This window comes from Desulfovibrio sp. SGI.230 (assembly GCF_050313065.1).
Lineage (GTDB): Bacteria > Desulfobacterota > Desulfovibrionia > Desulfovibrionales > Desulfovibrionaceae > Desulfovibrio.
The window spans coordinates 61,745-86,144 of the sequence record NZ_JBNPKS010000002.1 but is presented as its reverse complement, the minus strand read 5'-3'; the positions used below and the strand labels follow the sequence as shown (position 1 = coordinate 86,144).

The following is a 24,400-nucleotide window of genomic DNA, read 5'->3' as shown; positions in this document are numbered from 1 at the left end:
TAAAAAAACAAATCCCGCCAAGCACTTAGGTACTTGGCGGGATCGTATAGGTCGCTTTTCTGGCGGAGAGGGTGGGATTCGAACCCACGTACCGGCTATTAACCGATAACTCGATTTCGAGTCGAGCGCGTTACGGCCAACTTCGCTACCTCTCCGCTCTTTGGAGCTGTGCATGCACAGCAAGGCCGAAGGCATTATTTAGTCTGTTTCGGTGAAAAAAGCAATAAGTTTTCTTGCAGCCCCGGACGGCATCAGGCATCGTCCGTTTTGGCCTCGGGCAGCCAGTGCGCCAGCACGGTCTCCCGGTGGGCGTCCAGCAGCTCCAGTACGGGCTTGGGCACCAGAAAATCCACGTTCAGGCCGTGCAGCCAGCGGTGGCGGATGCGCGAGGCACTGACCGAGATCCACGGCAGGGGCACGAAGTGGACCTGCCCGCCGCCGGGCAGGCGCATGCGGCGGCTCCCGGGCAGGACAGGCTCGCACGCCCGGGCACCGGGCCACATGCTTTCCGTAGCGGCAAGAAAGTTCTTTTCCGAGCCCTCACCGCGCGGCACCACCACCAGCTGGCAGAGTTCGGGCAGTTCCAGCCCCCGGTGCCAGTGGGGCAGCAGGGCATAGTCCGGGTTGCCGAGGATGAAGAACAGGGGCCGTTCCGGTGTTTCTTCACGACAGGCCTGCAACGTATCCCAGGTATAGGAAAGACCGGGACGTCCGGCTTCCATGCGATTGCACGAAAGGCCGGGCAGGCCGTCCAGACAGGCTTCCACCATGGCGGCGCGCAGGTCGAAGGGCAGCAGGCCGCTCACCACCTTGTGCGGCGGTGCGGCGCAGGGCATCAGCTCCACGCTGTCGGCCAGGGGGCGCAAGGTCTCCGCCATTTCGATGGCCAGACGCAGATGCCCCACATGCGGCGGGTTGAAACTGCCGCCGAACAGGGCCCGGCCCGCTGCGCGCTTCCCGTCCATGTCTATTGCCGCACCTGCCCCTGACCGAAGACCACGAACTTGGTGGTGGTCAGTTCCTGCACGCCCATGGGGCCATAGGCATGGAGCTTGGAGGTGGAGATGCCGATCTCCGCACCAAGGCCCAGCTGGCCGCCATCGTTGAAGCGGGTGGAGGCATTGACCGCCACCATGGAGGCATCGGCCTCACGCAAAAAGCGCATGGCGTGCTCGTGATCGTTGGTGCAGATGATCTCCGTGTGATTGGAGCCGTAGCGGGCGATGTGGGCCAGGGCCGCATCCATGTCGTCCACCACGCGGACGGCCAGGATCAGGGCGTGGAATTCCTGTCCCAGATCGTCGGGGCTCTGGGCCTTGGCCGTGGGGCCCAGCAGCGGCAGGGAAGCGGGGCAGGCACGGAACTCCACACCGGCTTCGCCCAGACGCCGGCCCACTCGGGGCAGGAAGGCCGCGGCGCAGTCCTTGTGCACCAGCAGGCATTCCAGAGCGTTGCAGACGCCGGGACGCTGCACCTTGCCGTTGAAAACGATGTCCAGGGCCTTGTCCAGATCGGCATCCGCGTCCACGAAGGCATGGCAGACGCCCTTGTAATGCTTGAGCACCGGCATGGTGGCGGCTTCGGTCACGGCACGCACCAGACCTTCGCCACCGCGCGGGATCATGACGTCGATATACTGGTCGAGCTTGCACAGCTCGGTGACCGCGGCGTGATCCGTGGTCGTCACCAGCTGGGCCGCATCGGCGGGCAGACCGGCTTCTTCCAGGGCCTGGCGCAGCAGGGCGGCCAGAGCGGTGTTGGAGTGCAGGGCCTCGCTGCCGCCGCGCAGGATCACGGCATTGCCCGCCTTCAGGCAGAGGATGGCCGCGTCGATGGTCACGTTGGGGCGGGCCTCGTAGATCATGGCGATGACGCCCAGCGGCACGCGCATGCGGCCCACCAGCAGGCCGTTGGGGCGCTGCCACTGGCTGTCCATGGCGCCTACGGGGTCGGGGAGACCGGCCACATGCAGGCAGGCGGCGCGCATGTCGGCCAGTACGGCGGGATGCAGGGTCAGGCGGTCCATGCGGGGGGCGTCCAGGCCCCGGGCGCGGGCCGCGTCCAGATCCTGCGCGTTGGCGGTGCGCAGCTCGGCTTCCCGCTCTTCGAGCAGGGCGGCCAGACGGGTGAGGGCGGCGTTCTTGGCCGCGGGGCTGGCCTTGGCCAGCAGGCGGGCGGCTTCCTTGGCCTTTTGGCCGAGCAGGGTCATTTCTTGTGCCAAAGTCATACGGGCTCCTTGGGTTGGCTCGTCTCTCTATACGCTGCCGCAGGAACGAGGGCAAGGGGACGGCCCCCTGTACGGGATGCCGCTGTACGCCCGGATATCCTTCTTTTTTTGGGGGGAAAGGCGCCGGTGCGGAAGGCGGATATGCCTCCGGTTTCCAGCCGAGGCCCTCTCGGGAAGAGGAGCGTCCGGCTTCGGGATTCCCTACTGCCGGCAGGGGTTTTTCTTTGACAGAAGGCCGCTCCCTATCCTACATAAATAGACCGCACCGTGACAGCTCCGGCGACCGCGGGCGAAGCTTTTGCAAGGAGCACTGAAAGAAATGAATCCTGTCAGACCTCAGAATACCCCTGAATCTCCTACCCTGCTCAATGACCTCAAGGCTGAGGTGAGCGCGGAAAGCGCACCGCTGCTGCAGTTCATCGTGCGCAACAGCGGGCTGATCGTGGGCGTGGTGGTCGTCCTTCTGGTGGCCCTGGTAGGCACCGCCGTGTGGCGCTGGCATCAGGGCGGCCTGCAGGCCGAGGCCCAGACCGAACTGGCGCGTATCGGCATCACCATGAAGGGCGGGGATCGCCTCAAGGCGCTGGACGACCTGGCAGCCAAAGCTCCCGAGAACATGCGTTACAGCATCTATCTGATGCAGGCCGAGTTCGCCATGCAGGATCAGGATTACAGCCGTGCCGAACAGGCCTATGCCACGGCGGCCAAGCTGGACGCCGACGGTGCCATGGGCCTGATGGCCGCTCTGGGCCAGGCCGGCGCGCTGATCAAGCTGGATCGTCCCGCTGATGCCGTGACCCTGCTGCAGGGCCTGGAGAGCCGCGCCACCGAGGACGGCCGTGCCACCCTGCGCATGCTGCTGGGCGAAGCCGCCGAAGCGGCGGGCAAGACCGATGTGGCCGTTGCCGCCTATGAAGCCCTGGCCGCCTCGCAGCCTGGTCTGGACGGTGAATTTTACCGCTCGCGCGCGGAAGCGCTGGGCGGTGGCAAGACCGCGCCCGTGAAGGACGGCGCGGAGAACAAGTAGTAAGAACGTTGGCGGCCCCTCTGCCGACGCGCACGGGCCGGGAGGACACATGAGCAAACATCCTCTGCTGCACGGGGCGCGTGGCGAGCGCCACGTTTTGCTGGGCAATGAAGCCATCGTACGCGGCGCGCTTGAAGCCGGCGTGAACATGGTCACCTGCTATCCTGGCACGCCTTCTTCCGAAGTGCCGGATACCTTTTACAAACTGGGGGGCGAGGGCCGCTACAAGATCGAGTACGCGGTCAACGAAAAGGTCGCCTTCGAAGTGGCCGCCGGTGCGGCCCTGGGCGGTGCCCAGGCCCTGGTGACCATGAAGCACGTGGGCCTCAACGTGGCGGCCGACCCGCTGTTCACCTCGGTCTACACCGGTCTGCCCGGCGGTCTGGTGGTGCTCTCCGCCGATGACCCCGGCTGCCACTCCAGCCAGAACGAGCAGGACAACCGCTACTATGCGCGCTTTGCCTCCCTGCCCTGTTTCGAGCCTGTGTCCGCCCAGGAAGCCAAGGACATGACCCGCGAGGCCTTCCGCCTGGCCCGCGAGCTCCAGCAGCCCGTGCTGCTGCGTACCACCACCCGCGTCAGCCATATGCGCGGCAATGTGGAATTCGACGATCTGCCGGCGGGCCCCGCGCCCATCGTGGACTTCCAGCGCAATCCCGGCCGCTTCGTGCCCGTGCCCGCCGTGGCCCGTGGCCGTCACCGCTCCCTGCTGGAGATCATGGAAAAGGCCCGCGCCTTTGCCGAGTCCAGCCGCTTCAGCCGTGAATACGGCCCCGAAGGCTGCCGTCTGGGCATCATCGCCAGCGGTGTGGCCCGCAACTATCTGGCCGACGCCCTGGCCTCCGGCGGCTGGGAAGAGCGCGTGCGCGTGCTCGAGCTGGGCATGACCTGGCCCCTGCCCGAAGGCCGTATCGAAGCCTTCCTGCAGTCCTGCGACCGCGTGCTGGTGCTGGAAGAAGGCGAGCCTCTGCTGGAAGGCAGCGTGCGCGCCCTGGCCCAGAAGTGCGGCTGCAAGGCCCGCATCGAAGGCAAGGACGAGACCCTCACCGTGCTGGGCGAATACTCCACCACCCTGGTCCTGCGCCGCGTGGCCGATTATCTGGACTGCCCCTGCCCGGTCAAGGCCTCTTCGCCCGTGGTCCGCGAGCTGCCCGTGCGTCCGCCGAACCTTTGCGCCGGCTGCTCCCACCGCGCCGTCTACTACGCCGTCCGCCACACCTTTGGCGACGACGCCTACTATTCCAGCGACATCGGCTGCTACACCCTGGGCATGCTGCCGCCCCTGCGCATGGCCGACTTCCTGGTCTGCATGGGCTCCTCCGTGTCCGCCGGTAGCGGTTTTGCCCGGGCTTCCGGCAAGCCGGTGGTGGCCTTCATCGGTGACTCCACCTTCTTCCATTCCGGCATGACCGGCCTGGCCAACGCCGTGTTCAACAAGCACGACATCCTGGTGGTCATCCTCGACAACGGCACCACCGCCATGACCGGTCACCAGCCCAATCCCGGCATGCTGCAGGACATCCTCGGTGAAGAGGCCATGCATCTGGATATCGAATCCGTGGTGCGCGGCCTGGGCGTCACCGAATGTGTGAAGGTCCGTTCCTACAACCTCAAGGCCCTGCATTCGGCCCTGGAAGATATGCGCGACAGGAAGGGCGTGCGCGTCATCATCGCGGAAGAACCCTGCGTGCTCTATGCCCGCCGCCGCCTCAAGAAGGCCGCCGCCCAGGTGGCCTATGTGGCCGAGCAGGGCGCCGATGCCCAGCGCTGTCTGGAAGAACTGGCCTGCCCCGCTTTCTATCGCAATGGCGAGGACGTGGCTGTGGATGAAAATCTCTGCACCGGCTGCATGGTCTGTCTGCAGGTGGCCCCCAAGGCCTTCAAGGCCAGAAAGCGCGCCTAGGTGAGGTGTATTATGCAACATAGCGACAAACAAAAGCGTCTTCGTATCTTCTTCACCGGCGTGGGCGGGCAGGGCACCCTGACCGCCACCACCCTGCTGGCCCGCACCGCTCTGGATGCCGGGCAGGAAGTGGTGGCCGGCGAAGTCCACGGCATGGCCCAGCGCGGCGGTGTGGTGGAATCCGTGCTGCTGCTGGGCGGCTGGCGTTCGCCCAAGCTGGATCTTGGCGAGGCCGATATCCTGCTGGGCTTCGAGCCCCTGGAGACCCTGCGCGGTCTGCCGTACCTGCGCCCCGGCGGCGTCATCTTCTCCAGCCGTGATCCCATGCCGCCCCTGAGCGTGTCGCTGGGCATGGCTGCATATCCTTCCATGGAAGAGATCGAGCAGAAGTCCCGCGCCGTTGCCAGCCAGTGCCATTTCTTGGCCTGCCGCGAGCTGGGCATCCAGGCCGGTGCCGCCCAGGCGGGCAATACCGTGCTGCTGGCCGCTGTCTGTGCCTCGGGTCTGCTGCCCTTCGGTATCGACGCCCTCAAGGCCGCCATCGAAAAATATCTGCCCGCCAAGCTGCAGGCCTCCAACCTCAAGGCTTTGGAACTTGGTCAGGCCGCCCTGCACATGTAACGGCAGCATGGCCGTGTTGTTTTGCTGAGGGGCGGGGGACCTCCGCATCTCCGCTGTCGATGCCCGTAGCTTCCTCCGTCGCAACGGGCACGGCCCAAGGGGCGCCATCCGGTCGCTGCCAGCGCGAGAGGTGTTCCCCCGCCCCTCAAATTCCCCACCCCCTCCCCAGCGCGCTTCAGCGGGGAGGGGGATTTTTTACATTATAAGAGAGATAAAAATGGAGAAGAACTTAACTCGGCGTTTAATGAGTATAGGTAAAGAGTGTTTTGTAAGAGATTTTGCTTGGTTCCAGGAAGCGCAACGTACAGGTGATAATACGAGGATCGTGGATAGGTTGATGAAAACGTATGGCTATACGGAAAAAGGGGCAAAAACGAGGGTCTCAGGGGCAAAAGGGCTTCTCAGGGACAAGGTAGTGTTGCGTACTTGTTTGGAACACATTTTTCGAGAAGCGAAAAAAGTTCCTCTGCCTATCCGGGAAAAAGCTCGAAAGCTATGGGAGGATCAGCAGGAAGGCTAATGCGGTGATGATGGGAGGGAAGGCTATCAGGCAGATACTCCTTTGAAAATGAAGAAAGGCGCTGTCCGCGTATGCGGGCAGCGCCTTTTGTTGCCTTGCAGATAAGCTTCCCTGCCTGTTGGCGCAGCTTTTTAAGCAAAACGCGCTGGGGGAAGGGAGGGGAGTTTGAGGGGAGGGGAACCCCCTCTCGCGTTAGCAGAGGGGGTTCCCCTCCCCTCATGAAAAAGGAAACTAGCGGTTGCCGAAGCCGGGGATGCTATAGCGCTTTTCCAGCCAGCGCAGGCACCAGGTGGCCAGGGAGACCAGGATGAGGTAGTAGAGGCCCACGGCCAGGAAGACTTCCGTATTGCGGAAGGTGTCCGAGGCCAGCACCTTGGCTTCGCTCATGAGCTCGTTACAGGTCACGAGCATGGCAAGGGAACTGTACTTGATGAGGTAGATGATCTCGTTGCCGCAGCCGGGCAGGGCACGCCGGGCTGCCTGGGGGATGACGATCCAGAACACGGTCTGGAAGGTGGTCATGCCCAGGGCCTGGGCCGCCTTGATCTGGCCCTGACGGATGGAGAGCAGGGCCCCGCGGATATACTCCGAATGATAGGCGGCGCTGCAAAGGATGAAGCTCAGCAGGGCGGCGCCGTAGGGCTCGAAATAGATGCCCATCTTGGGCAGGGCATAATAGATCATCATCAGCTGCACGGCCAGCGGCACACCGCGGATGATGGCGGTGTACCAGTTGCCCAGCCGGCTGCTCCAGGGGCCGCCGAAGGCCCGCAGACATCCCAGTGCCACGCCGCCCACGAAGCCCAGGATACTGGCCGGGACGATGAGGGCGATGGACACTTTCAGGCCCTGGTTGAGGGCCGGGATGACGTCCTGGGTGAAAAAGGGGATGTCGATGACCACGCTAGGCTCCCATATCCAGCAGGTGCGCGCAGAAGTCGCGGGTACGGGTATTGCTGCCTTCGGCCAGCAGGGTCTCGGGCGCCCCCTGTTCGATGATGACACCGCGCTCCATGAACAGGATCTCGTGGGCCAGGGCACGGGCGAAGTCCATCTGGTGGGTGGCCATGATCATGGTCATGCCGCCCTTAGAAAGGTCACGGATGACGGAGAGCACTTCGCCCACCAGTTCCGGGTCCAGGGCGGAGGTAGGCTCGTCCAGCAGGATGACCTTGGGGTCCATGGCCAGGGCGCGGGCCATGGCCACGCGCTGCTTCTGGCCGCCGGAAAGCTGGGCGGGGTAGAGCAGGGCACGGCGGGCAAGGCCCACGCGGGCCAGCTCGTCCATGGCGCGTTCACGGGCGGCCGCGGCGGACATGCCGCGCACCTTGCGCAGGGCGATGGCCACGTTCTCTTCGGCGGTCAGGTGGTCGAACAGGTTGAAGTCCTGGAAGATCATGCCCACCTGGGCCCGGAAGGCACAGAGCTTGGACTTGTTGGAAAAGTCGAGCTTTTCGCCTTCGAGGATGATCTCGCCCTTGTCCGGGGGGATGAGGCAGTTGATGCACTGCAAGAGCGTGCTCTTGCCCGCACCGGAAGGACCGATGAGGACCTTGAGCTCGCCGCGTTTCATGTTCAGGGAGCAATTGTCCAGGATGGACTTGCCGCCCAGGCTTTTGCTGATGCCTTTTACCTGCAAGACAACTTCGTTCATGCGTTCTTTACCCCATGCTGCGTGTTTTTGGCCATGCTGCCCACCGTGCCGGCGGAGTAGCCGGGGATCTGGACCTTGTTTTCCAGGCGGCGCAAGAGCTTGAGCACGATCAGCGTCAAAACGAAATAGATGACCCCCGCCAGGGCGAAAAATGCCAGATGTTCATGCGTACGCTGGGCCACGGCATTGACGCGGGCCATGATCTCCATGGTGCCCAGCAGGTAACAGACGGCGGAGTCTTTGAGGAGGATGGAAAATTCGTTGGCCCAGCCCGGGATGGAAAGGCGCAGGGCCTGCGGCAGGATGATGCAGGTGATGGCGGTCAGGTCGCGCATGCCCAGGGCGCGTGCGGCCTTGAGCTGTCCCTGGGGCAGGCTCTCGATGGCGCCCCGGAAGATCTGGGACTGATAGGCCGTGCTGATGCAGCCCATGACGAGGCAGGAGAGCAGGAAGGGCTCGAGGATCCAGCCCATGGAAAGGAAAAGCCCCTGGGAAAGGAAGAGCAGCACCAGGATGGGGACGCCGCGGAAAAACCAGACATACAGTCCCACCAGACGGCGGGCCAGGGCGTTACCGTACACCTGCAGCACGGCCATGGGGACGCCCAGCACCAGCCCCATGCCCAGCGCCAGGGCCACCGAGCCCACGGTCACCAGCGTGCCTCCCATGATGAAGGGGAAGGCATCCACGATGGTATCGCCTACGATGGGGCGCAGGACGACGGCCAGGCAGAGCCAGGCCTGCATGAGGATATCCCGCAGGAAATCCAGGATCGCGCTGAAGGGAAAGATATCGGACATGAGAAAAACGGGCTGTATGGACATGGCGAACCGCCGCGACAAGGGCGGCGGTTCACCTTGGAAAAGCGGCACGGGCCGCTGTATCAGTCAGTAAGAGATTACTTGCTCAGGTACTTGGCCTGCAGTTCCTTCCAGTAGGGATCGGCCTGCAGCTTGCGGAAACCTTCGTCGATGAGGGCGCGCAGTTCCTTGTCGCCCTTGCGGATGGCCACGCCGAACTGGTCGGGTTCGCCGTGCACACCGGCCTTCTTCACGGCCTTGCCGCGGGCGATGGCGTCACCGGCGGGCAGGGAGTCCATGAGGGCGGCTTCGATACGGCCGTTGACCAGGTCTTCCACGGCCAGCGGACAGGATTCATAGAAGCGCAGCTCAAAGGGATAGCCCTTTTCCTTCTGTTCCTGCTTGATGGCTTCAGCTTCGGAGGTGCCGCGCTGCACGCCCAGCTTGATGGGCTTGGACAGGATGTCGGCAGGGGTCAGCTTGGAGTCGGCAGGCACCAGGAACACGCGGGAGACTTCCCAGTAAGGATCGGAAAAGTCCACCACCTTGCGGCGCTTTTCAGTGATGCTCATGCCGGAAGCGATCATGTCGATCTGCTTGTTGGCAAGTGCCAGCACGATACCGTCCCAGGCCACAGGCTTGTGGACGACCTTGAAGCCCATGGTCTTGGCGATCCAGTTCATGGCATCCACGTCAAAACCGGCAGGCTGGCCGGTCTTTTCATCGACATAGGCAAAAGGCGGATAGTTGGAGTCGATGCCGTTGACGTAGGTCTTTTGGGCAAAGGCCGGCACAGAGGCCAGCAGGCCGAACAGCAGGGCGCAAACAAAAAGTTTTTTCATGGTGCTTCCCTTGTAAAATGTGAGGGCCGGGTATAACCTGATGCCGTATCGCGCGGCAACAAAATTTTTTAGCAAAAGCCGCGCACGGGCGCAAGTGAGAAGGCGTCACAAAGCCGCTCTCCTGCCCGTCCCCGCCTTTTTTCTTCCTTACCGGAGACCGGAATCAAGATGGAATTTTCCCGTCTAGCTCAGCGCATGCTACAGAGTCTGGGGGTGCCGCCCCGCGTCATCCTGCTGGTGTGTTGCGACTTCCTGACGCTTTTTGCCTGCACGTTTTTTGTTTTGTGCCTGCGCGCCCTGTGGGGCGATCTTAACATCACCAGCTATGACTGGATGCTTTCCATGCTCCTGCTGGCGCCGTTCATGGGGCTGGCCCTGGGCCTTTACGGGGTCATCTCGCTGCCTGCCTATGTGGAAAGCCGCAAACTCTGCGCGCTGAGCACACTGACCTTCGGCCTCATCCTTGCGCTGTTGTTCGCGGGCAAGGCCAGTGTGGCCTATTCGCGTATCGTGCTCGTGGGGGCCTGGCTGCTGAGCATCTTCCTTTTGCCGGTGACACGGCGCTTCTGCCGTCACTATTTCGGCAAGTTCCGCTGGTGGGGGACCCCTCTGGTGATCCTTGATCGCAGCAATACGGGCCGTGAGCTGTGGCATTATCTCAAACGCCACCCCTGGCTGGGCCTTTCGCCGGTAGACATCTTCACGCTGCCCTCGGACATGGAAGAAGCCAGACGCCAGCTGAAGGACGCGGAGCGTCGCCATCCCGGGGCCATCGCCCTGATGCTGCAGCCTTCCGATGCCCATACGGCCCGCTTCGTCCATGAAGCCAGCCGCTATTTCGTCAAGATCCTGGTGGTGCCCGCCCAGAGCAGCGGCGTCCGGCAGCACTGGTTCCATGCCTGCGACCTGGGGACCATGACGGGCTTCATGCTCATGCAGAATTTGCGCCGTCGCTGGCGGCAGCGCCTCAAGAGAGCCCTGGACCTCGTGCTTTGTCTGCCCGTGGTCGTGTTGTGTTCTGTGCCCGGCCTGCTGCTGTGCCTGCTGATCCGTCTGGACAGCCGCGGGCCGGTGTTCTACCGGCAGCGTCGTCTGGGCAAGGACGGCAAGGCCTTTGACGTGTTCAAGTTCCGCACCATGCGCCAGGATGCGGACGAGGTGCTTGCCCGCTATCTGGAGGAAAATCCCGACCTGCGCGACGAGTGGGAAAAGGACCGCAAATTGAAGCATGACCCCCGTATCACCCGCGTGGGCCGTTTCCTGCGCAAGAGCAGCCTGGATGAACTGCCCCAGCTGATCAATGTGGTACGGGGCGAGATGAGCCTGGTGGGGCCGCGTCCCATCGTGGAGGCCGAGATCGCCAAATACGGCGAAGTCTACGCGGATTACTGCCGGGTGCGCCCGGGCATCACGGGCCTGTGGCAGGTCTCCGGACGAAACAATACGACCTACGAGGAACGGGTCAACCTGGACCGCTATTATGTGACCAACTGGTGCATCTGGATGGATCTCTGGATCCTGGCCCGTACCTTCCCCGTGGTGCTCACCGGCTACGGCGCATACTAGCGGGGCCTGCAGGAGCCACGAGTCCGGAAGCAGATAGTGCTCCGCCGGAGCAGCGGAAACATCGCTTCTTTGCAAAAGAGCGGGGCTGGGCAGTACCTTGCCCGGATACAAGCGCGTCGCCTATGCCTGTATGGAACGAGGACAGCCCCGAAAAGGCTCGCGAGACAAAAGAAAAGGACAGCCATGAAGGCTGCCCTTTTTTCTTTACGGACTGTTTTGTCCTTTACATGAGGGCCATGGCCGCTTCCACCTCATGGCGGAAGCCGGTCAGGAAATTCTCGGTAGAGAACTTTTTCGCATGCGCGTGCAGGTGTCGGGGATCGAAATCCCCTTCGCACTGTTCGAAGCGCTGCAGGGCCTCGGCCAGGCTCTCCGGGGTCTGCTCGCTGAAGAGCAGACCGGTCTCGCCGTCCACCACGGTCTCGGTGGCGCCACCGCGTCCGTAAGCGATGACCGGGACCCCGGCCGACATGGCTTCCACCGGGATGATGCCGAAGTCTTCCTCGCCGGGGAAGAGCAGGGCCCGGCTGCGGGCCATGAGCTCGCGCACGGCGGCATCGTCCTGGCGGCCCACAAAGCGCACGCTGGGGCCTGCCTTGGCCTTGAGTTGCTGCATCATCTCGCCGTCACCGGCCACCACCAGCGGACGGCCAAGGCGGGTGCAGACCTCCACGGCCAGATCAACGCGCTTGTACGAAGCCAGACGGCCGAAGCAGAGGTAGTGCTCCCCGCCCGGTTCCGCGCGGGGCGTGAAGGCGTTGGTGTCCACCGGCGGATGGACCACGGCGGCCTCGCGGCGCCAGTACTTGCGGATGCGCCGGGCCACATGACGGGAGTTGGCCACGAAGTGGTCCACCCGCTGGGCGCTGAGGCAGTCCCACTGCCGCAGGGAGGGCAGCAGCAGGCGCATGGCCAGACGGGAGAGCCGCCCCGTGCTCCGCATGTAGGCCGGCCAGTTGTCCCACAGATAGCGCATGGGAGTGTGGCAGTAGCAGACGTGCAGGCAGTCGGGCCGGGTGATGACCCCCTTGGCGGGCCCGGACTCGCTGGAGATGACCAGATCGTAGTCTGTCAGGTCCAGCTGCTCCAGGGCATGCGGCATGAGGGGCAGGTACTTTTTATACAGCCTGCGGCTGGCGGGCAGGCTGTTGATGAAGGTGGTGCTGATCTTGTGCCGGCGGAATTCGGGCAGGAGCTTTTCCCTGTCCACCACGTGGGTGAAGATGTCCGCCTGCGGATAGAGACGGCACAGGGCCTCCAGCACCTTTTCGCCGCCGGCCATGTTGACCAGCCAGTAATGCACCAGAGCGACTTTCATGCTAGGCCTTGGGGCGGTCGCCGATGGCGGCAGTGATCTGGGCCTCGGCGGCCAGTTTGCCGTCCACATACGCGCGGGCGTCCATCTTGCAGAGCTTGAGCTTCATGCGGATATTGTCGCAGTGCAGTTCCAGGCGGTCGCCGGGCACCACCTGGCGACGGAATTTGACGCCGTCCAGGCCGGTGAAGAAGAAGAGCTTGTCCGACAGGTCGCCTTCCATGCCGGAGACCGCCAGCAGGGCGCCGGTCTGGGCCAGGGCTTCAAGGATGATCACGCCGGGCATGATGGGCGCACCGGGGAAATGGCCCTGGAAGAAGGGCTCGTTGATGGTCACGTTCTTGTAGGCCTTGATATGGGAGCCTGGCACGCATTCCAGCACGCGGTCCACCAGCAGGAAAGGATAGCGGTGGGGCAGGATGGAGAGGATGCGCTGGATGTCCATGGTGATAGGCGTAGCGTCCGACATGGAAAACTCCTTTGATGGGTATGATGGCGCAGTTTAGCCCGATGCCTGGCGCAAGACAAGGCGGCCTGCTGCCGGCAGGCGGGCAAAAAAAAGCCCCCTGCGGACAGGGGGCTCGAGATCCGGCTGTGGGGGGCACTTACTTGCTGCCTTTGGCCTTGTCTTCCTTGTGGAGACGGTTGACTTCGGCCAGCACGTCCTGGGTCAGGTCCATGGTCTGGTCGGCGTAGAGGACGCCACCGGCGGTGATGTCCACCACGAAGTTGAAGCCCTTCTTCTGGGCCACGTTGTAGGTGGCGTTGAAGACCATGGTGACCATATCCTGGCGCAGCTTCACTTCGTCCTGTTCCACCTTGCGCAGGAAGTTGCGGGTCTTCTGGTCCAGTTCCTGCTTCTTGCGGATGAAGGCCAGCTTCTTTTCATCAGAGGCCTTGGGGCCCTTCAGTTCCTCGGCAGACTTCTTCAGGGCTTCGCCCTGCTTTTCCAGAGCGGCACGCTCTTTGCCGTACTTGCTTTCCATCTGCTTTTTGGCGGCCTGGGCAGGTTCGCTCTGGGTGGCGACAGCCTGCATGTCCACGACGCCGATCTTGGCGGCAGCAGGTTCAGCGGCATTGGCGGCAACGGCCCCCGCCATCATCAGGCAGACCGCAAGGGTCAGATACATCAGTTTGCGCATGGAAAAAACTCCCTTTGATCGAATGCTCCGCGGATCGAGGATGCCGCCAGGCAGTGATTGTGTAGGTTTTCTGGTAGCAAGAGGGAAACCTCTTGTTTACCGTTCATCACATAGCACCAGAGGCAGGGGGCGTCAAGGAATTCTGGGCCGTGCGGTTCTGCCGCACGCGGTCGCTGTAGCTCAGGATGCCCTCGGCCAGACCTTCGGCCAGGATCATGCGGTAGCGGGCGTCGAGCAGGTTGCGGGCCTCATGCGGATTGGAGCAGTAGCCCACTTCCACCAGGACGCAGGGCATGCGCGCACCCAGCAGGACGATGAAGGGGGCCGCCCGGGTGCCGTTGTCGCGCACGGTATAGCCGCGGCGCTTCAGACGGGCCAGGGACTGCTTCTGGATGTCGGTGGCCAGCCGGCGGCTCTCGTACTGGCGGGCCGTGAGCATGCCGTCGGACAGGATCTTCTGGACCTCGCCCAGGTTCCTGTCGTTGCGGGCGTTTTCCTGGCTGGCCACACGCACGGCCCGGGGATCGCGGGAGATGTCCAGATAATAGGTCTCGAAGCCGTTGATGCCGCGGTCCTCATGGGCGTTGACGTGGATGGAGACGAACAGGTCCGCGCCTGCCTGGTTGGCTTTGCCGGTGCGGTCCCGCAGGCTCACGGCCACGTCCTTGCGCCGGCTGTAGATGACCTCCAGGCCGTTGTCCTCCAGCAGGCGGCCCAGACGCAGGGCGATGTCCAGCGTGATGTTGCGCTCGATCACGTCATTGTGGATGGTGCCCGGATCACGTCCGCCGTGCCCGGCGTCGATGAACACGCGCTGCACGGAAAGGCCCGGCTGCCCGGCCACCACATTGTTGACCCGGACGGCCTTGCCCTTGCCGGCGGAGGCATCCGCCAGACGGCTGTCCGCAGCGGCGGGGGCCAACTGCTGCCGCATGGCCGTGGCCTGGGGGCGCATGTCGCCACGGGGATATTCTTTTTCCAGACGGGCCAGCAGGCGCACGGCCTCGGTGCGGTCTTTCAGTTCCTCGGCACTGATCTGCGCCGCCTGCAGCAGGGCATCGTCAGCCAGGGCGCTGCCGGGGAATTCTTCCGGCACACGCAGCAGCAGGGTACGGGCCGTGCGGTAGTCGGCGGCAAGGTGGGAACAGTCGGCCAGAGAACGGGCGCTGACTCCGGCACGGAACAGGGCCGCCGCGCTGACCGTGGCATTGGGACGGCTCTGGTAGACCTGCATGAAATCGCCCTGCAGGTTTTCCCAGGGTTCGCGCCAGCAGGAACGACGCTTGTCGGCACGCAGGAGCTCCATGGTCTTCTTGGCATTCTCATAACGCTGCAGGGCCTGGCGGGCATCGTCTGCCGGAGGGGTGTCGGATATCTGACGGGCAGGCTGCACGGACGGCTGCGGGGCATCCTTGCCCGGGGCCAGTTCCTGCCGCAGGCGGCGGGCTTCGGCGTACATGTCGCCGCGCGGATAATCCCGGCAGAGCGTATCCAGCAGCTTCAGCGCGCCCCGGGTGTCCTTGAGCCTGTCGGCCCGGATACGGGCGGCACGCAGCAGGGCATCATCGGCCAGGCGGCTGCTCTCATGCTGCCGGGCCACTTCCTCGAAAGTCCCGGCGGCCTTGCGGGCGTCGGAGATGGCGAAGGAGCGGCGGGAAAGCTCTTCGTAGCATTCCGCGGCCTTGAACAGGGCGGCAGGACGGTTGGCCCAGGTGGTGGCGTTCTGATGGATGGCATGGAAGGACGCGGCCACTTCTTCCCAGGGGGCACGCTGCATGCCGCGCTTGTTGTCCTGGCGCAAGGCATCCATGTCGTCCTTGGCGGCTTCATAGCGCTGCGCGGGGGACAGTGTGGCGCTATGGCTGATGGTATGGCAGAAGGCCGCCAGGAGGGAAAAGGCCAGGATGAATCCCAGAGGAGGCAGGATACGGGCCATCATGCCGGGGGACTGGGGACGGGGAGCGGGGGTGACTTTTTTCCTGGCCATGACACAGAACTCGCTGGATAGTGGCTGCTCCCGGGAGGGGAACTTTGCCGTAGCCTGTCCTTTGCAGGTTACGTGCCATGAAGATGTTTTTATTAAAAAGCTTGTGTTTTCAGGATGCTACAAGCGCTCCGTGTAGGCCCATCCAAGGGAGTGTCTGTTTTCCGACATAAAAAAAAGCTCCCCGAAGGGAGCTTTTTTGACGCGAAGGAGATCAGCCCGGCCTAGAAGAACTGGCCCATGCTGAATTCCAGACGGCCCTGCTCACGTTCGCCGTCGTAGTCCTTGGACAGGGGATAGCCATAGGCCAGGCGCAGGTCGCCCATGGGCGAACGCCAGCGCAGTTCCAGACCGGCGGAGTAGACGATCTTGTCGTTGAAGTCGTCGGCCATGGTCTTGTGGTCGATGTTGAAACCGGCATCGAAGAAGGGCACCAGGGCCAGGCCCATGTCCTTCTGGAAGGTCCAGATGTATTCCACGTTCAGCACGCCCATGCGGTCACCACCGATCTGGTCGCCGCCATACTTGTCGTCGCGGGGCGAGAGGTCGGAGTAGGAGTAACCGCGCACGGTATCCATGCCGCCCAGCCAGAAGCGTTCGAACACGGGCACGCGGCTGCTAGTGTTCTGGAACACCCCGCCCACGCGGGCGCGCAGGTGGAAGGTGTTTTCGGGATTGATGGACCAGAAGCCCTGCCAGTCGGCCACGGCCTTGATGAAGTTGTCGGTACCGCCCAGGCCGCCGCCGCCGTATTCGGCCCACAGACGGGCGATGGTGCCCTTGGTGGGACGGGCGCGGTCGTCGGTGGTATCGCGCAGGATGCGGGCGGAGATGGCGCTGGTCCAGTTGGTGCCCTTGTAGTCGGAGATGTAGGGCGAAGCATCGGCATCCACGTCATAGAGGTCGTAGCGCTCCAGGCGGTAGCCGATACCCACGGACGTATATTCACCGATGGGATAGCCAAAGCGGATGGTGTCACCGATGGTTTCCTTGGTGAAGTCGTCCCAGTAATCGTAGATGTAGTAGATGTCGTTGCCGAAGGACAGGTCGGTATCGTAGACGCGCGGGTTGGTGAAGGAGAACACGCCCGACGTACGGCGCCAGGAGAAGAAGCCCTGCAGCTGCACCTGATAGCCGCGGCCGAAGAGGTTGCGCTCCATGATGGAGGCCGTCACGCCCACGTCATAATAGGTGGAGTAGCCGATGCCGCCCATGAGGGCGCCGGTGTTGTCTTCCTTGACCTTGATCTTGAGGTCCACTTCGTCAGGACGATCGGTGGGGATCAGTTCGCTGTCGATGGCGGAGAAGTAGCGCAGACGGTTCAGGCGTTCGGCGGAACGGCGCATCTTTTCGCCTTCGTACTGGTCGCCGTCGCCCAGGCGCATCTCGCGCAGGATGACGTTGTCACGGGTCTTGGTGTTGCCGTCGACCATCAGGCGGCGGATGAAGACCTTTTCCTTCTTGTTGACCATGTAGCCCACGTCCACCATGGGCTCGTCGCCTTCCACCTTCATGACGCGGGTGTCCACCTCGGCAAAGGCGTAACCGCGGTCGGTGTAGAAGTTGGTCAGGCGCTTGCTGTCTTCCTGCATGACGGTGATGGAGAAGTAGTCGTTGTCCTTCTTCCATTCGTCCATCTCGACCACGTCCAGCATGGCCTGTTCTTCGTCGATGATGTCTCCGCCGAACTTGATGTCATGGATCTTGTAGCGGGGGCCTTCATGGACCTTGAAGGTCACATAGATGCCGTCTTCCTTGTACTGTACGTCGGGAGCGGCCACCTGGATGTCCACGAAGCCCTGGTTCAGGCCGTAGGCGGCGATGGCGTTGGTATCACGCTCCAGATGCTCTTCCTTGAGCACGCCGGTGCCCGTGAACCAGGAGAAGATGTTGCGGGGCTTGAGGGCCAGGTACTTGTCCATGTCGCCCTTGTCCAGCTGCTCCAGGCCCTCGATCTTGACTTCCTTGATGTAGAGCTTGTTGCCTTCTTCCACCTGGATGACCAGCACGGCGCCGCGGCCGCCGGAGCGGCTGTCCAGACGGTAGCTGGAACGGGCCAGGTAGTAGCCTTCCTTGCGGTAGAGTTCGTTGATCTTCTGCAGGTCGTCGGCGATGAGCTGTTCGTTGAGCACGTTGCCGGACTTGGTGCCCATGGCGGCGATCACGTCCTCGGCATCGATCTCGTGGGAACCTTCCACGATGATGTTCTCGATGCGGGGCTTTTCCGCCACGGTGAAGACCAGCACGTTGCCTTCCATGTGGGCCTGGACGTCACTGAAGTAGCCCAGTTCCCAGATGCGCTTGACTTCTTCGTTGATGTCATTGGCGGAGGGGGTGTCGCCCTTGCGGATGGAGAGGCGCATGAGGACCACTTCGGGGTCCATGACCTGCAGGCCGCGCACCTGCACGTCGGCCAGAGCACCCTTGGCGGTGCCCATGGGCACGAAGTCGGCGCGACCGATGGGATCGTTGGGTTCGGTGCGGGGAGCGCTGCTGGCCGCAGGGGCGGCGGCAGCGGCACCGGCCAGCATGCCGGAAGCCTGACCGGCCATGGCGGCGGCGCATTCATTGAGGCTCAGCAGGGAGGGGCGATCGAAGTTGGCAGGCTTGGCCTGGCCTTCGTTCACCGGCACCAGCAGGGACTGCAGGGCAAAGCCTTCGCCGTTCTGCTTGAAGCTGCCGAACAGCACCAGGTCGGCTCCCGCTTTTTTGCCCAGCTCGCGGGCAGCGGCCATGTCGATGCTGCCGCCGCGGGAGGACAGCAGGCTGCGGGCCTTGTCCATGGGGATGACGGACAGACCGCGCTGCTGCATCTCCGTACCGATGATCTGCGGCACATCCCGGGCCGCATTGGGCATCTCAGGGCCGGCAGTGACCTGGAAGGGCAACACCAGCACCGTGTTTCCCGCAGCCTGCAGCGGGGCGGCTCCCCACAGGCAGGCCAGCAGGGCGAAACAGAACAGGCCCAGCCAATTACGCAAATGTTTTTTCATACAGAGTCCCCGCTCTCAGTTCCAGACTACGATTCATGGTGGCGGCCAGCTCGCGGTTGTGGGTGACAATCACGAGGGTCATGCCCAGTTCGCGATTCAGTTCGCGCATCAGGGTGCTGACCTGCTCACCAGTATTTTCGTCAAGGTTGCCCGTGGGTTCGTCAGCCAGCAGCACCCGGGGGCGCAGCAAAACGGCGCGAGCGATGGCTACCCGCTGCCGCTCCCCGCCGGACAGGGTGGAGACCTTGCTCTCCACACGGTGGGCAAGACCTACGCGTTCCAACATGGTACGGGCATCGGGCAGCACATCGGCACGACAGGCACCGCCTATCAGGGCCGGCATGGCCACGTTTTCCAGAGCCGAGAATTCCGGCAGGAGATGATGGAACTGAAACACGAAGCCCAGCGTCCTGTTGCGGAAGCGGGCCTTTTCGTCAGGCTTCATCTCGGACATGTCCCGGCCGTCAAAAAAGATTTTTCCACTGCTTGGAGTATCAAGAGCCCCCATAAGATGCAAGAGGGTACTCTTGCCGGAGCCGGAGGTCCCCACGATGGCCAGGGACTCTCCTTCTTCCACGGAAAGGTTGATATCCTTGAATATCTCGAGGTTCTCCGGGCCGGAGAACCGCTTGCCCACATGTTCGAATTTGTAGAGCTCGGCCATGATCACTCGTAGCGCAGGGCTTCCGCGGGCTCAAGGCGTGCGGCCTGCCGCGCCGGGTACAGGGTTGCCAGGAAACAGAGCAGCATGGCGCTGGCCCCGATGATGAGCACGTCCTGCCAGGTGATGATGATGGGCAGGTGATCCAGGGTGTAGACGTTCTCGGGCAGCTTGATGAAGCGGTAACGCTTCAGCGCCCAGCCCAGGCTCAGGCCCATGCCGTAACCCAGCAGGGTGCCCACGAAACCGATGATGGTGCCCTGGAGCATGAAGATGCGGCGGATCATGGAACGGGTGGCGCCCATGGACATGAGGATGGCGATGTCGCGGGTCTTCTCCATGACCAGCATGACCAGGGAGGTCACGATGGAGAAGGAACCGATGAGCACCACCATGGTCAGCAGGATGAACATGCCGATCTTTTCCAGCTTGAGGGCCGCGAAAAGGTTGGCGTTCATCTCCATCCAGTGGCGCACATAGAAGGGGGAGCCCAGGGTGTCCTGCACGCTCTGGGCGATGACGTCGGCCTTGTAGACGTCGTCCACCATGATCTCGATGCCGGTGAGGAAGCCGTCGGGCAGGCCGAGGATGTCGCGCGCGGCCTTGAGGTCCACGAAGGCCAGGGTGGCATCGTATTCGAACATGCCGGTCTTGAAGATGCCCACCACCTCGAAGGGGCGGATGCGCGGCGAATAGCCGGTGGCGCCCTTTTCCCCGGAGGGGGAGAGCAGGTTGACGCGGCTGCCCAGGCCGATGCCCAGACGCTTGGCCAGCTCCTCGCCGATGACGATGCCCGGCGTGCCCTCGCGCTTCAGATCGGCCACGGAGCCGCGACGGATCTCGCGCAGCATGCTCAGGACCTTGGGCGCGCTTTCGGGATCGATGCCGCGCAGCACCAGGCCTTTGACGCCGCCGGCGGCGGAGAGCATGACTTCCGTATAGATGAAGGGCGTGGCGCCGCGCACATGCTCCACGGCCTCCACGCGCCGCACCAGGTCGGGGTGCTGCTGGAAGGCCGCGGGCACGTACGACATGACGATGCCGTGGGCATTGGCGCCGATGATCTTGTCACGCATGTCGGTGGTCAGGCCGTTGTAGACGCCCAAGACCACCACCAGGGCGCCGACGCCGAGGGCGACGCCCAGGATGGACATGATGGAGATGATGTAGATGAAGGTCTGTTTGCGGCGCGAGAACAGATATCTCAGCGCCACAAACAGCTCAAAGGGCATGCGCATGCTTGTTTAGAACTCCGGACGCAGCAGCGGGAAGAGGATGACTTCGCGGATGGAGGCGGAGTCCGTCAGCAGCATGACGAGGCGGTCGATACCGATGCCTTCGCCGGCCGCCGGGGGCATGCCGTATTCCAGGGCGCGCAGGAAGTCCTCGTCCATGGCGTGGGCTTCGTCGTCGCCGGCCTCCTTCTCGCGCACCTGCTCTTCGAAGCGCAGACGCTGGTCCACGGGGTCGTTGAGCTCGGAGAAGGCGTTGGCCAGTTCACGACCGGTGATGAACAGTTCGAAACGGTCCGTCAGGTCGGGGTGCTCGTTGTTGCGGCGCGACAGGGGCGAGATCTCGGTGGGGTAGTGGTAGATGAAGTGGGGCTGGATCAGCTTCTCTTCCACATCCAGATCGAAGAGCTTGGCGTGCAGCTTGGGCAGGCTCTCGCTGTCGGTGGCCTTTTCGCCGCGGCTGCGGATGTAGTCGCGCACCTTGTTGTAGTCGTTGTAGAATTCGGGGCTGTGGCCGCCGATCTTGGTCAGCGATTCGTAGAAGGACATGCGGGTCCACTTGCCGGGGGTGAGGTCGATCTCCTGGCCCTGGTAGGTGATGACCGTGCCGCCGCAGACCTTGTTGGCCAGACGGGCGAAGAGCTCTTCGGTCAGGTCCATGAGGTCGTGGAAGTTGGCGTAGGCCCAGTAGAATTCACAGGAGGTGAATTCCGGGTTGTGGCGGGTGTCGATGCCTTCGTTACGGAAGTTCCGGTTGAGCTCGAAGACCTTTTCGAAACCGCCCACCAGCAGACGCTTGAGGTACAGCTCGGGCGCGATGCGCATGTAGAGCTTGAGGTCCAGGGCGTTGTGGTAGGTCTCGAAGGGGCGGGCGGCGGCGCCACCGGCCACGGCCTGCATCATGGGAGTCTCCACTTCCATGAAGCCGCGTTCTTCGAGGAAGCGGCGGAACTCGCTCACGATCATGCTGCGCTTGCGGAAGATCTCGCGGGCGCGCTCGGTGACGATGAGGTCCACATAGCGCTGGCGGTAGCGGGTCTCCATGTCCTTGAGGCCGTGGTACTTTTCCGGCAGGGGACGCATGGAGCGCGTGATGAGCTTGAGGTTGCGACAGGAGATGGTCAGCTCGCCCGTCTTGGTATGGAAAAGATGGCCGGACACGCCGACGATGTCGCCCACGTCCAGCTTCTTCACTACATTATAAACCTCTTCGGGCAGTTCCTCGCGGCTGGCGTAGCACTGGATGCGGCCGCTCTCGTCCATGATGTGGAAGAAGGCCACCTTGCCGAAGGAACGCAGCGAGACGATGCGGCCGGCGATGGCGAACACGTCCCCCTTGGCTTCCAGCTCTTCGGCGCTCAGGCTGCCGAAATTGTCCAGCACCCAGCTGACGGCATGTTCCTTGCGGAAATCATTGGGGAACAGCGGCACACCGGCGTCCAGCAGGTCACAGGCTTTGACGACGCGGTTTTTGATGACTTCGTTGAGCATGTCGCGCTCGGCAAAGCCCTCAAGCATGGGCATGAAATAGGCGGCGTGCTGCGACTTGGTATTCAGCTTGATCTTTTGCTTCTTAGGACTCTTTTCCCGGTTTTCCACTGCAAACTCCTGCTTCGGGCATGGCCCGGCCCTCTTTCGGGCTCAACGGTTGAATGGCTAGAGGTATGCCATTCAGGCCCCGTCGTCAAGGTTCGGGGCCGGGGGACCTCTGCGGCCCAAGGGTGCCTTTCGGCCAGGAAAATGATAAAGTAGTCATACTTGAATTTCATTGAAGCATAGTTTACCGTTTTCAAAACGTAACCCCGCAAGGACCAAACATGAAAAAATTGACCATCTCCTTTCTCGGCCGGGACTGTCCCGGCATCGTTTCCGCGGTAAGCCAGATCCTCGGGCAGACCGGCTGCAATATTATCGAGGTCACCCAGACCATCCTTTGCGGTGAGTTCGCGGCCATCTTTATCGTCCAGGCCCCTGAAAACGTGACGGAAGAATCCCTGCACACCCAGCTGGCCCTGGGCCTGGTGGATGCCAAGCTCGACCTTTCCGTGCTGGTGCGCCCGGCCGTGGAAGGCCGCTGGGAAGACTCCGTGGTCAGCCAGCCCTTCGTGGTCACGGTGGACGGCCCCGACCGCCCCGGCCTCATCGCTGCCATGAGCCGCGTCTTTGCCCGTCACGGCGTCAACATCGACAGCCTCAAGGCCGTTCTGGGCCAGGATCACAGCAATCACGCCCTGTTCGTGTTCGAGGTCAAGGTCCCCGAAAATGCGGACCTCGGCCGTCTGCGTCGCGAGCTGGCCAGCGAAGGCCAGGCCCAGGGCCTGCGCGTCAGCGTGCAGCACCGCGACATCTTCGAAGCCGTCCATCGTATCGGCTCCTTCTAGGATCCCGTCCGTCCCGGGAGCGCGGCAGGACCGCCTCCGCAAGTATCATAAGGAATATCCATGCTTTCTGAACGCGAAGTTATCAATACGCTCAACATGCTCCGCAACGAGCATCTGGACGTGCGCACCGTGACCCTGGGCGTGAGCCTGTTCGACTGTGTCAGCCACGACATCGACCTCTTCACCGGCAACGTCAAAGCCAAGCTGCACCGCTATGCCTCCCAGCTGGTCAACGTCTGCAACGAAGTGGGCGACAAGTACGGCATCCCGGTGGTCAACAAACGTATCAGCGTCAGCCCCATCGCCGTGGTGGGGGCCCCCTTCGGCCCCGACGGCATGGTGCGCGTCTGTCAGGCCCTGGACGAAGCGGCCAAGGAAGCCGGCGTCGACTTCCTGGGCGGTTTCTCCGCCCTGGTGGAAAAAGGTTTCGCCAACGGTGACCGCGCCCTCATCGAGGCCCTGCCCGAAGCCCTGGCCACCACGGACCGCATCTGCTCCTCCATCAACGTGGCTTCTTCCCGCTCCGGCATCAATATGGATGCCGTGGCCCTGATGGGCGAACAGATCCTCAAGGTGGCCCAGGCCACGGCCGACCGCGGCGGCCTTGGCTGCGCCAAGCTGGTGGTCTTCGCCAACATCCCGCAGGACGTGCCCTTCATGGCCGGTGCCTACCTGGGCGTGGGCGAGCCCGACGTGGTCATCAACGTGGGCGTCTCCGGTCCCGGCGTGGTCAAGAAGGCCATCGACCGCGCCCTGGAGCACAGCCGCAACGGCGGCAAGCCCATGACCCTGCTGGACGTGGCCGAAGTCATCAAGCGCACGGCCTACAAGGTGACCCGCGTGGGCGAGATGATCGGTAACGAAGTGGCCCAGCGTCTGGGCCTGCCCTTCGGCGTGGCCGACCTTTCCCTGGCCCCCACCCCGGCCGTGGGCGACAGCGTGGGCGAAATCTTCCAGAGCGTGGGCCTGTCCAGCATCGGTGCGCCCGGCACCACGGCCGTGCTGGCCATGCTCAACGATGCCGTGAAAAAGGGCGGCGCCTTCGCCTCCTCTTCGGTGGGCGGCCTGTCCGGCGCCTTCATCCCCGTTTCCGAAGACTCCAGCATCGAGGCGGCCGCCACCTCCGGCCTGCTGAGCCTGGAAAAGCTGGAAGCCATGACCAGCGTCTGCTCCGTGGGCCTGGACATGATCGCCATTCCCGGCGACACCCCGGCCAGCACCATTTCCGGCCTCATCGCCGACGAAATGGCCATCGGCATGATCAACCACAAGACCACGGCCGTGCGCGTCATCCCCGTGCCCGGCAAGGGCGTGGGCGAAGAAGTGAGCTTCGGCGGCCTGCTGGGCAAGGCGGCCATCATCCCCGTGCCCAAGGGCGATGCCAGCGCCTTCATCGGTCTGGGCGGTCGCATCCCGGCTCCTATCCACAGCCTGAAGAACTAGCCGGCAGACAACAACAATACGGAAAGGACGGGATATTTTCCCGTCCTTTTTGTTTTGGGGAGAAGGCGTCCGCCATTCCCCAACGTTCG

At 63.2% G+C, this 24,400-nt stretch carries 21 protein-coding genes and 1 tRNA gene; 7 read left to right on the top strand and 15 right to left on the bottom strand.

Going from position 1 to position 24,400, the window contains the following annotated elements; translation table 11 throughout:
- Positions 1 to 60: 60 nt before the first annotated feature.
- The 3 genes from ACQRAG_RS02455 to ACQRAG_RS02445 form a co-directional block, all read right to left on the bottom strand.
- Positions 61 to 155, bottom strand: a tRNA-Ser gene (locus ACQRAG_RS02455).
- 96 nt (positions 156 to 251) lie between these two features.
- Positions 252 to 965 carry a nicotinate (nicotinamide) nucleotide adenylyltransferase gene (gene nadD / locus ACQRAG_RS02450; protein ID WP_427803879.1) on the bottom strand — a complete coding sequence of 238 codons (714 nt, stop codon included), beginning with the start codon at positions 963 to 965 and terminating at the stop codon, positions 252 to 254.
- Positions 966 to 967: 2 nt separating this feature from the next.
- The gene (locus ACQRAG_RS02445) at positions 968 to 2,227 is read right to left on the bottom strand and encodes a glutamate-5-semialdehyde dehydrogenase (RefSeq protein ID WP_204625426.1); all 1,260 of its coding nucleotides are present in this window, start codon (positions 2,225 to 2,227) and stop codon (positions 968 to 970) included.
- Positions 2,228 to 2,546: 319 nt separating this feature from the next.
- Here ACQRAG_RS02445 and ACQRAG_RS02440 point away from each other — a divergent pair, with 319 nt between their 5' ends.
- From ACQRAG_RS02440 to ACQRAG_RS02425, 4 genes are all read left to right on the top strand, one after another.
- Positions 2,547 to 3,254: a tetratricopeptide repeat protein gene (locus tag ACQRAG_RS02440; protein ID WP_168935979.1), complete on the top strand. Its 708-nt coding sequence runs from the start codon at positions 2,547 to 2,549 to the stop codon at positions 3,252 to 3,254.
- Between the two features lie 49 nt (positions 3,255 to 3,303).
- Positions 3,304 to 5,157: an indolepyruvate ferredoxin oxidoreductase subunit alpha gene (gene iorA, locus ACQRAG_RS02435; protein WP_427803880.1), complete on the top strand. Its 1,854-nt coding sequence runs from the start codon at positions 3,304 to 3,306 to the stop codon at positions 5,155 to 5,157.
- A 12-nt stretch (positions 5,158 to 5,169) separates the two neighbouring features.
- Complete coding sequence (locus ACQRAG_RS02430) at positions 5,170 to 5,778, top strand: indolepyruvate oxidoreductase subunit beta (RefSeq protein ID WP_168935977.1); 609 nt, start codon at positions 5,170 to 5,172, stop codon at positions 5,776 to 5,778.
- A 217-nt stretch (positions 5,779 to 5,995) separates the two neighbouring features.
- On the top strand, positions 5,996 to 6,298 hold the full coding sequence (locus ACQRAG_RS02425; protein WP_304038273.1) for a hypothetical protein: 303 nt from the start codon (positions 5,996 to 5,998) through the stop codon (positions 6,296 to 6,298).
- Positions 6,299 to 6,529: 231 nt separating this feature from the next.
- Here ACQRAG_RS02425 and ACQRAG_RS02420 read toward each other — a convergent pair whose 3' ends face one another.
- The 4 genes from ACQRAG_RS02420 to ACQRAG_RS02405 form a co-directional block, all read right to left on the bottom strand.
- Positions 6,530 to 7,201 carry an amino acid ABC transporter permease gene (locus ACQRAG_RS02420; RefSeq protein WP_006008344.1) on the bottom strand — a complete coding sequence of 224 codons (672 nt, stop codon included), beginning with the start codon at positions 7,199 to 7,201 and terminating at the stop codon, positions 6,530 to 6,532.
- 1 nt (position 7,202) lies between these two features.
- Positions 7,203 to 7,952 carry an amino acid ABC transporter ATP-binding protein gene (locus tag ACQRAG_RS02415; RefSeq protein WP_006008345.1) on the bottom strand — a complete coding sequence of 250 codons (750 nt, stop codon included), beginning with the start codon at positions 7,950 to 7,952 and terminating at the stop codon, positions 7,203 to 7,205.
- Complete coding sequence (locus ACQRAG_RS02410) at positions 7,949 to 8,620, bottom strand: amino acid ABC transporter permease (RefSeq protein WP_412389819.1); 672 nt, start codon at positions 8,618 to 8,620, stop codon at positions 7,949 to 7,951. The genes ACQRAG_RS02415 and ACQRAG_RS02410 overlap by 4 nt, the downstream gene beginning before the upstream one ends.
- Positions 8,621 to 8,850: 230 nt before the next feature.
- The gene (locus tag ACQRAG_RS02405) at positions 8,851 to 9,594 is read right to left on the bottom strand and encodes an ABC transporter substrate-binding protein (protein ID WP_006008347.1); all 744 of its coding nucleotides are present in this window, start codon (positions 9,592 to 9,594) and stop codon (positions 8,851 to 8,853) included.
- Between the two features lie 168 nt (positions 9,595 to 9,762).
- Here ACQRAG_RS02405 and wbaP point away from each other — a divergent pair, with 168 nt between their 5' ends.
- Positions 9,763 to 11,160, top strand: coding sequence for an undecaprenyl-phosphate galactose phosphotransferase WbaP (wbaP, locus tag ACQRAG_RS02400; RefSeq protein ID WP_427804028.1), 1,398 nt, complete (start codon positions 9,763 to 9,765; stop codon positions 11,158 to 11,160).
- Between the two features lie 223 nt (positions 11,161 to 11,383).
- Here wbaP and ACQRAG_RS02395 read toward each other — a convergent pair whose 3' ends face one another.
- From ACQRAG_RS02395 to lysS, 8 genes are all read right to left on the bottom strand, one after another.
- Complete coding sequence (locus ACQRAG_RS02395; RefSeq protein WP_427804029.1) at positions 11,384 to 12,478, bottom strand: glycosyltransferase; 1,095 nt, start codon at positions 12,476 to 12,478, stop codon at positions 11,384 to 11,386.
- Between the two features lies 1 nt (position 12,479).
- A complete protein-coding gene (gene fabZ, locus ACQRAG_RS02390; RefSeq protein WP_427804030.1) occupies positions 12,480 to 12,944 on the bottom strand; it encodes a 3-hydroxyacyl-ACP dehydratase FabZ in 465 nt (154 codons plus the stop codon).
- A 136-nt stretch (positions 12,945 to 13,080) separates the two neighbouring features.
- Positions 13,081 to 13,617, bottom strand: coding sequence for an OmpH family outer membrane protein (locus ACQRAG_RS02385; RefSeq protein WP_168935974.1), 537 nt, complete (start codon positions 13,615 to 13,617; stop codon positions 13,081 to 13,083).
- A gap of 106 nt (positions 13,618 to 13,723) precedes the next feature.
- A complete protein-coding gene (locus ACQRAG_RS02380) occupies positions 13,724 to 15,604 on the bottom strand; it encodes an N-acetylmuramoyl-L-alanine amidase (RefSeq protein ID WP_427804031.1) in 1,881 nt (626 codons plus the stop codon).
- 221 nt (positions 15,605 to 15,825) lie between these two features.
- Positions 15,826 to 18,594: an outer membrane protein assembly factor BamA gene (gene bamA, locus ACQRAG_RS02375; protein WP_239463782.1), complete on the bottom strand. Its 2,769-nt coding sequence runs from the start codon at positions 18,592 to 18,594 to the stop codon at positions 15,826 to 15,828.
- Positions 18,575 to 19,258 carry an ABC transporter ATP-binding protein gene (locus ACQRAG_RS02370; protein ID WP_040369823.1) on the bottom strand — a complete coding sequence of 228 codons (684 nt, stop codon included), beginning with the start codon at positions 19,256 to 19,258 and terminating at the stop codon, positions 18,575 to 18,577. Before ACQRAG_RS02370 ends, bamA begins: the two co-directional genes overlap by 20 nt.
- A 2-nt stretch (positions 19,259 to 19,260) precedes the next feature.
- The gene (locus ACQRAG_RS02365; RefSeq protein WP_289616579.1) at positions 19,261 to 20,487 is read right to left on the bottom strand and encodes a lipoprotein-releasing ABC transporter permease subunit; all 1,227 of its coding nucleotides are present in this window, start codon (positions 20,485 to 20,487) and stop codon (positions 19,261 to 19,263) included.
- 12 nt (positions 20,488 to 20,499) lie between these two features.
- Positions 20,500 to 22,011: a lysine--tRNA ligase gene (lysS, locus tag ACQRAG_RS02360; RefSeq protein ID WP_370684895.1), complete on the bottom strand. Its 1,512-nt coding sequence runs from the start codon at positions 22,009 to 22,011 to the stop codon at positions 20,500 to 20,502.
- A gap of 293 nt (positions 22,012 to 22,304) precedes the next feature.
- Here lysS and ACQRAG_RS02355 point away from each other — a divergent pair, with 293 nt between their 5' ends.
- Both ACQRAG_RS02355 and ACQRAG_RS02350 read left to right on the top strand, forming a co-directional pair.
- Positions 22,305 to 22,868 carry a glycine cleavage system protein R gene (locus ACQRAG_RS02355; protein WP_006008363.1) on the top strand — a complete coding sequence of 188 codons (564 nt, stop codon included), beginning with the start codon at positions 22,305 to 22,307 and terminating at the stop codon, positions 22,866 to 22,868.
- Between the two features lie 60 nt (positions 22,869 to 22,928).
- Positions 22,929 to 24,311 carry a PFL family protein gene (locus tag ACQRAG_RS02350; protein ID WP_006008366.1) on the top strand — a complete coding sequence of 461 codons (1,383 nt, stop codon included), beginning with the start codon at positions 22,929 to 22,931 and terminating at the stop codon, positions 24,309 to 24,311.
- Positions 24,312 to 24,400 lie beyond the last annotated feature (89 nt).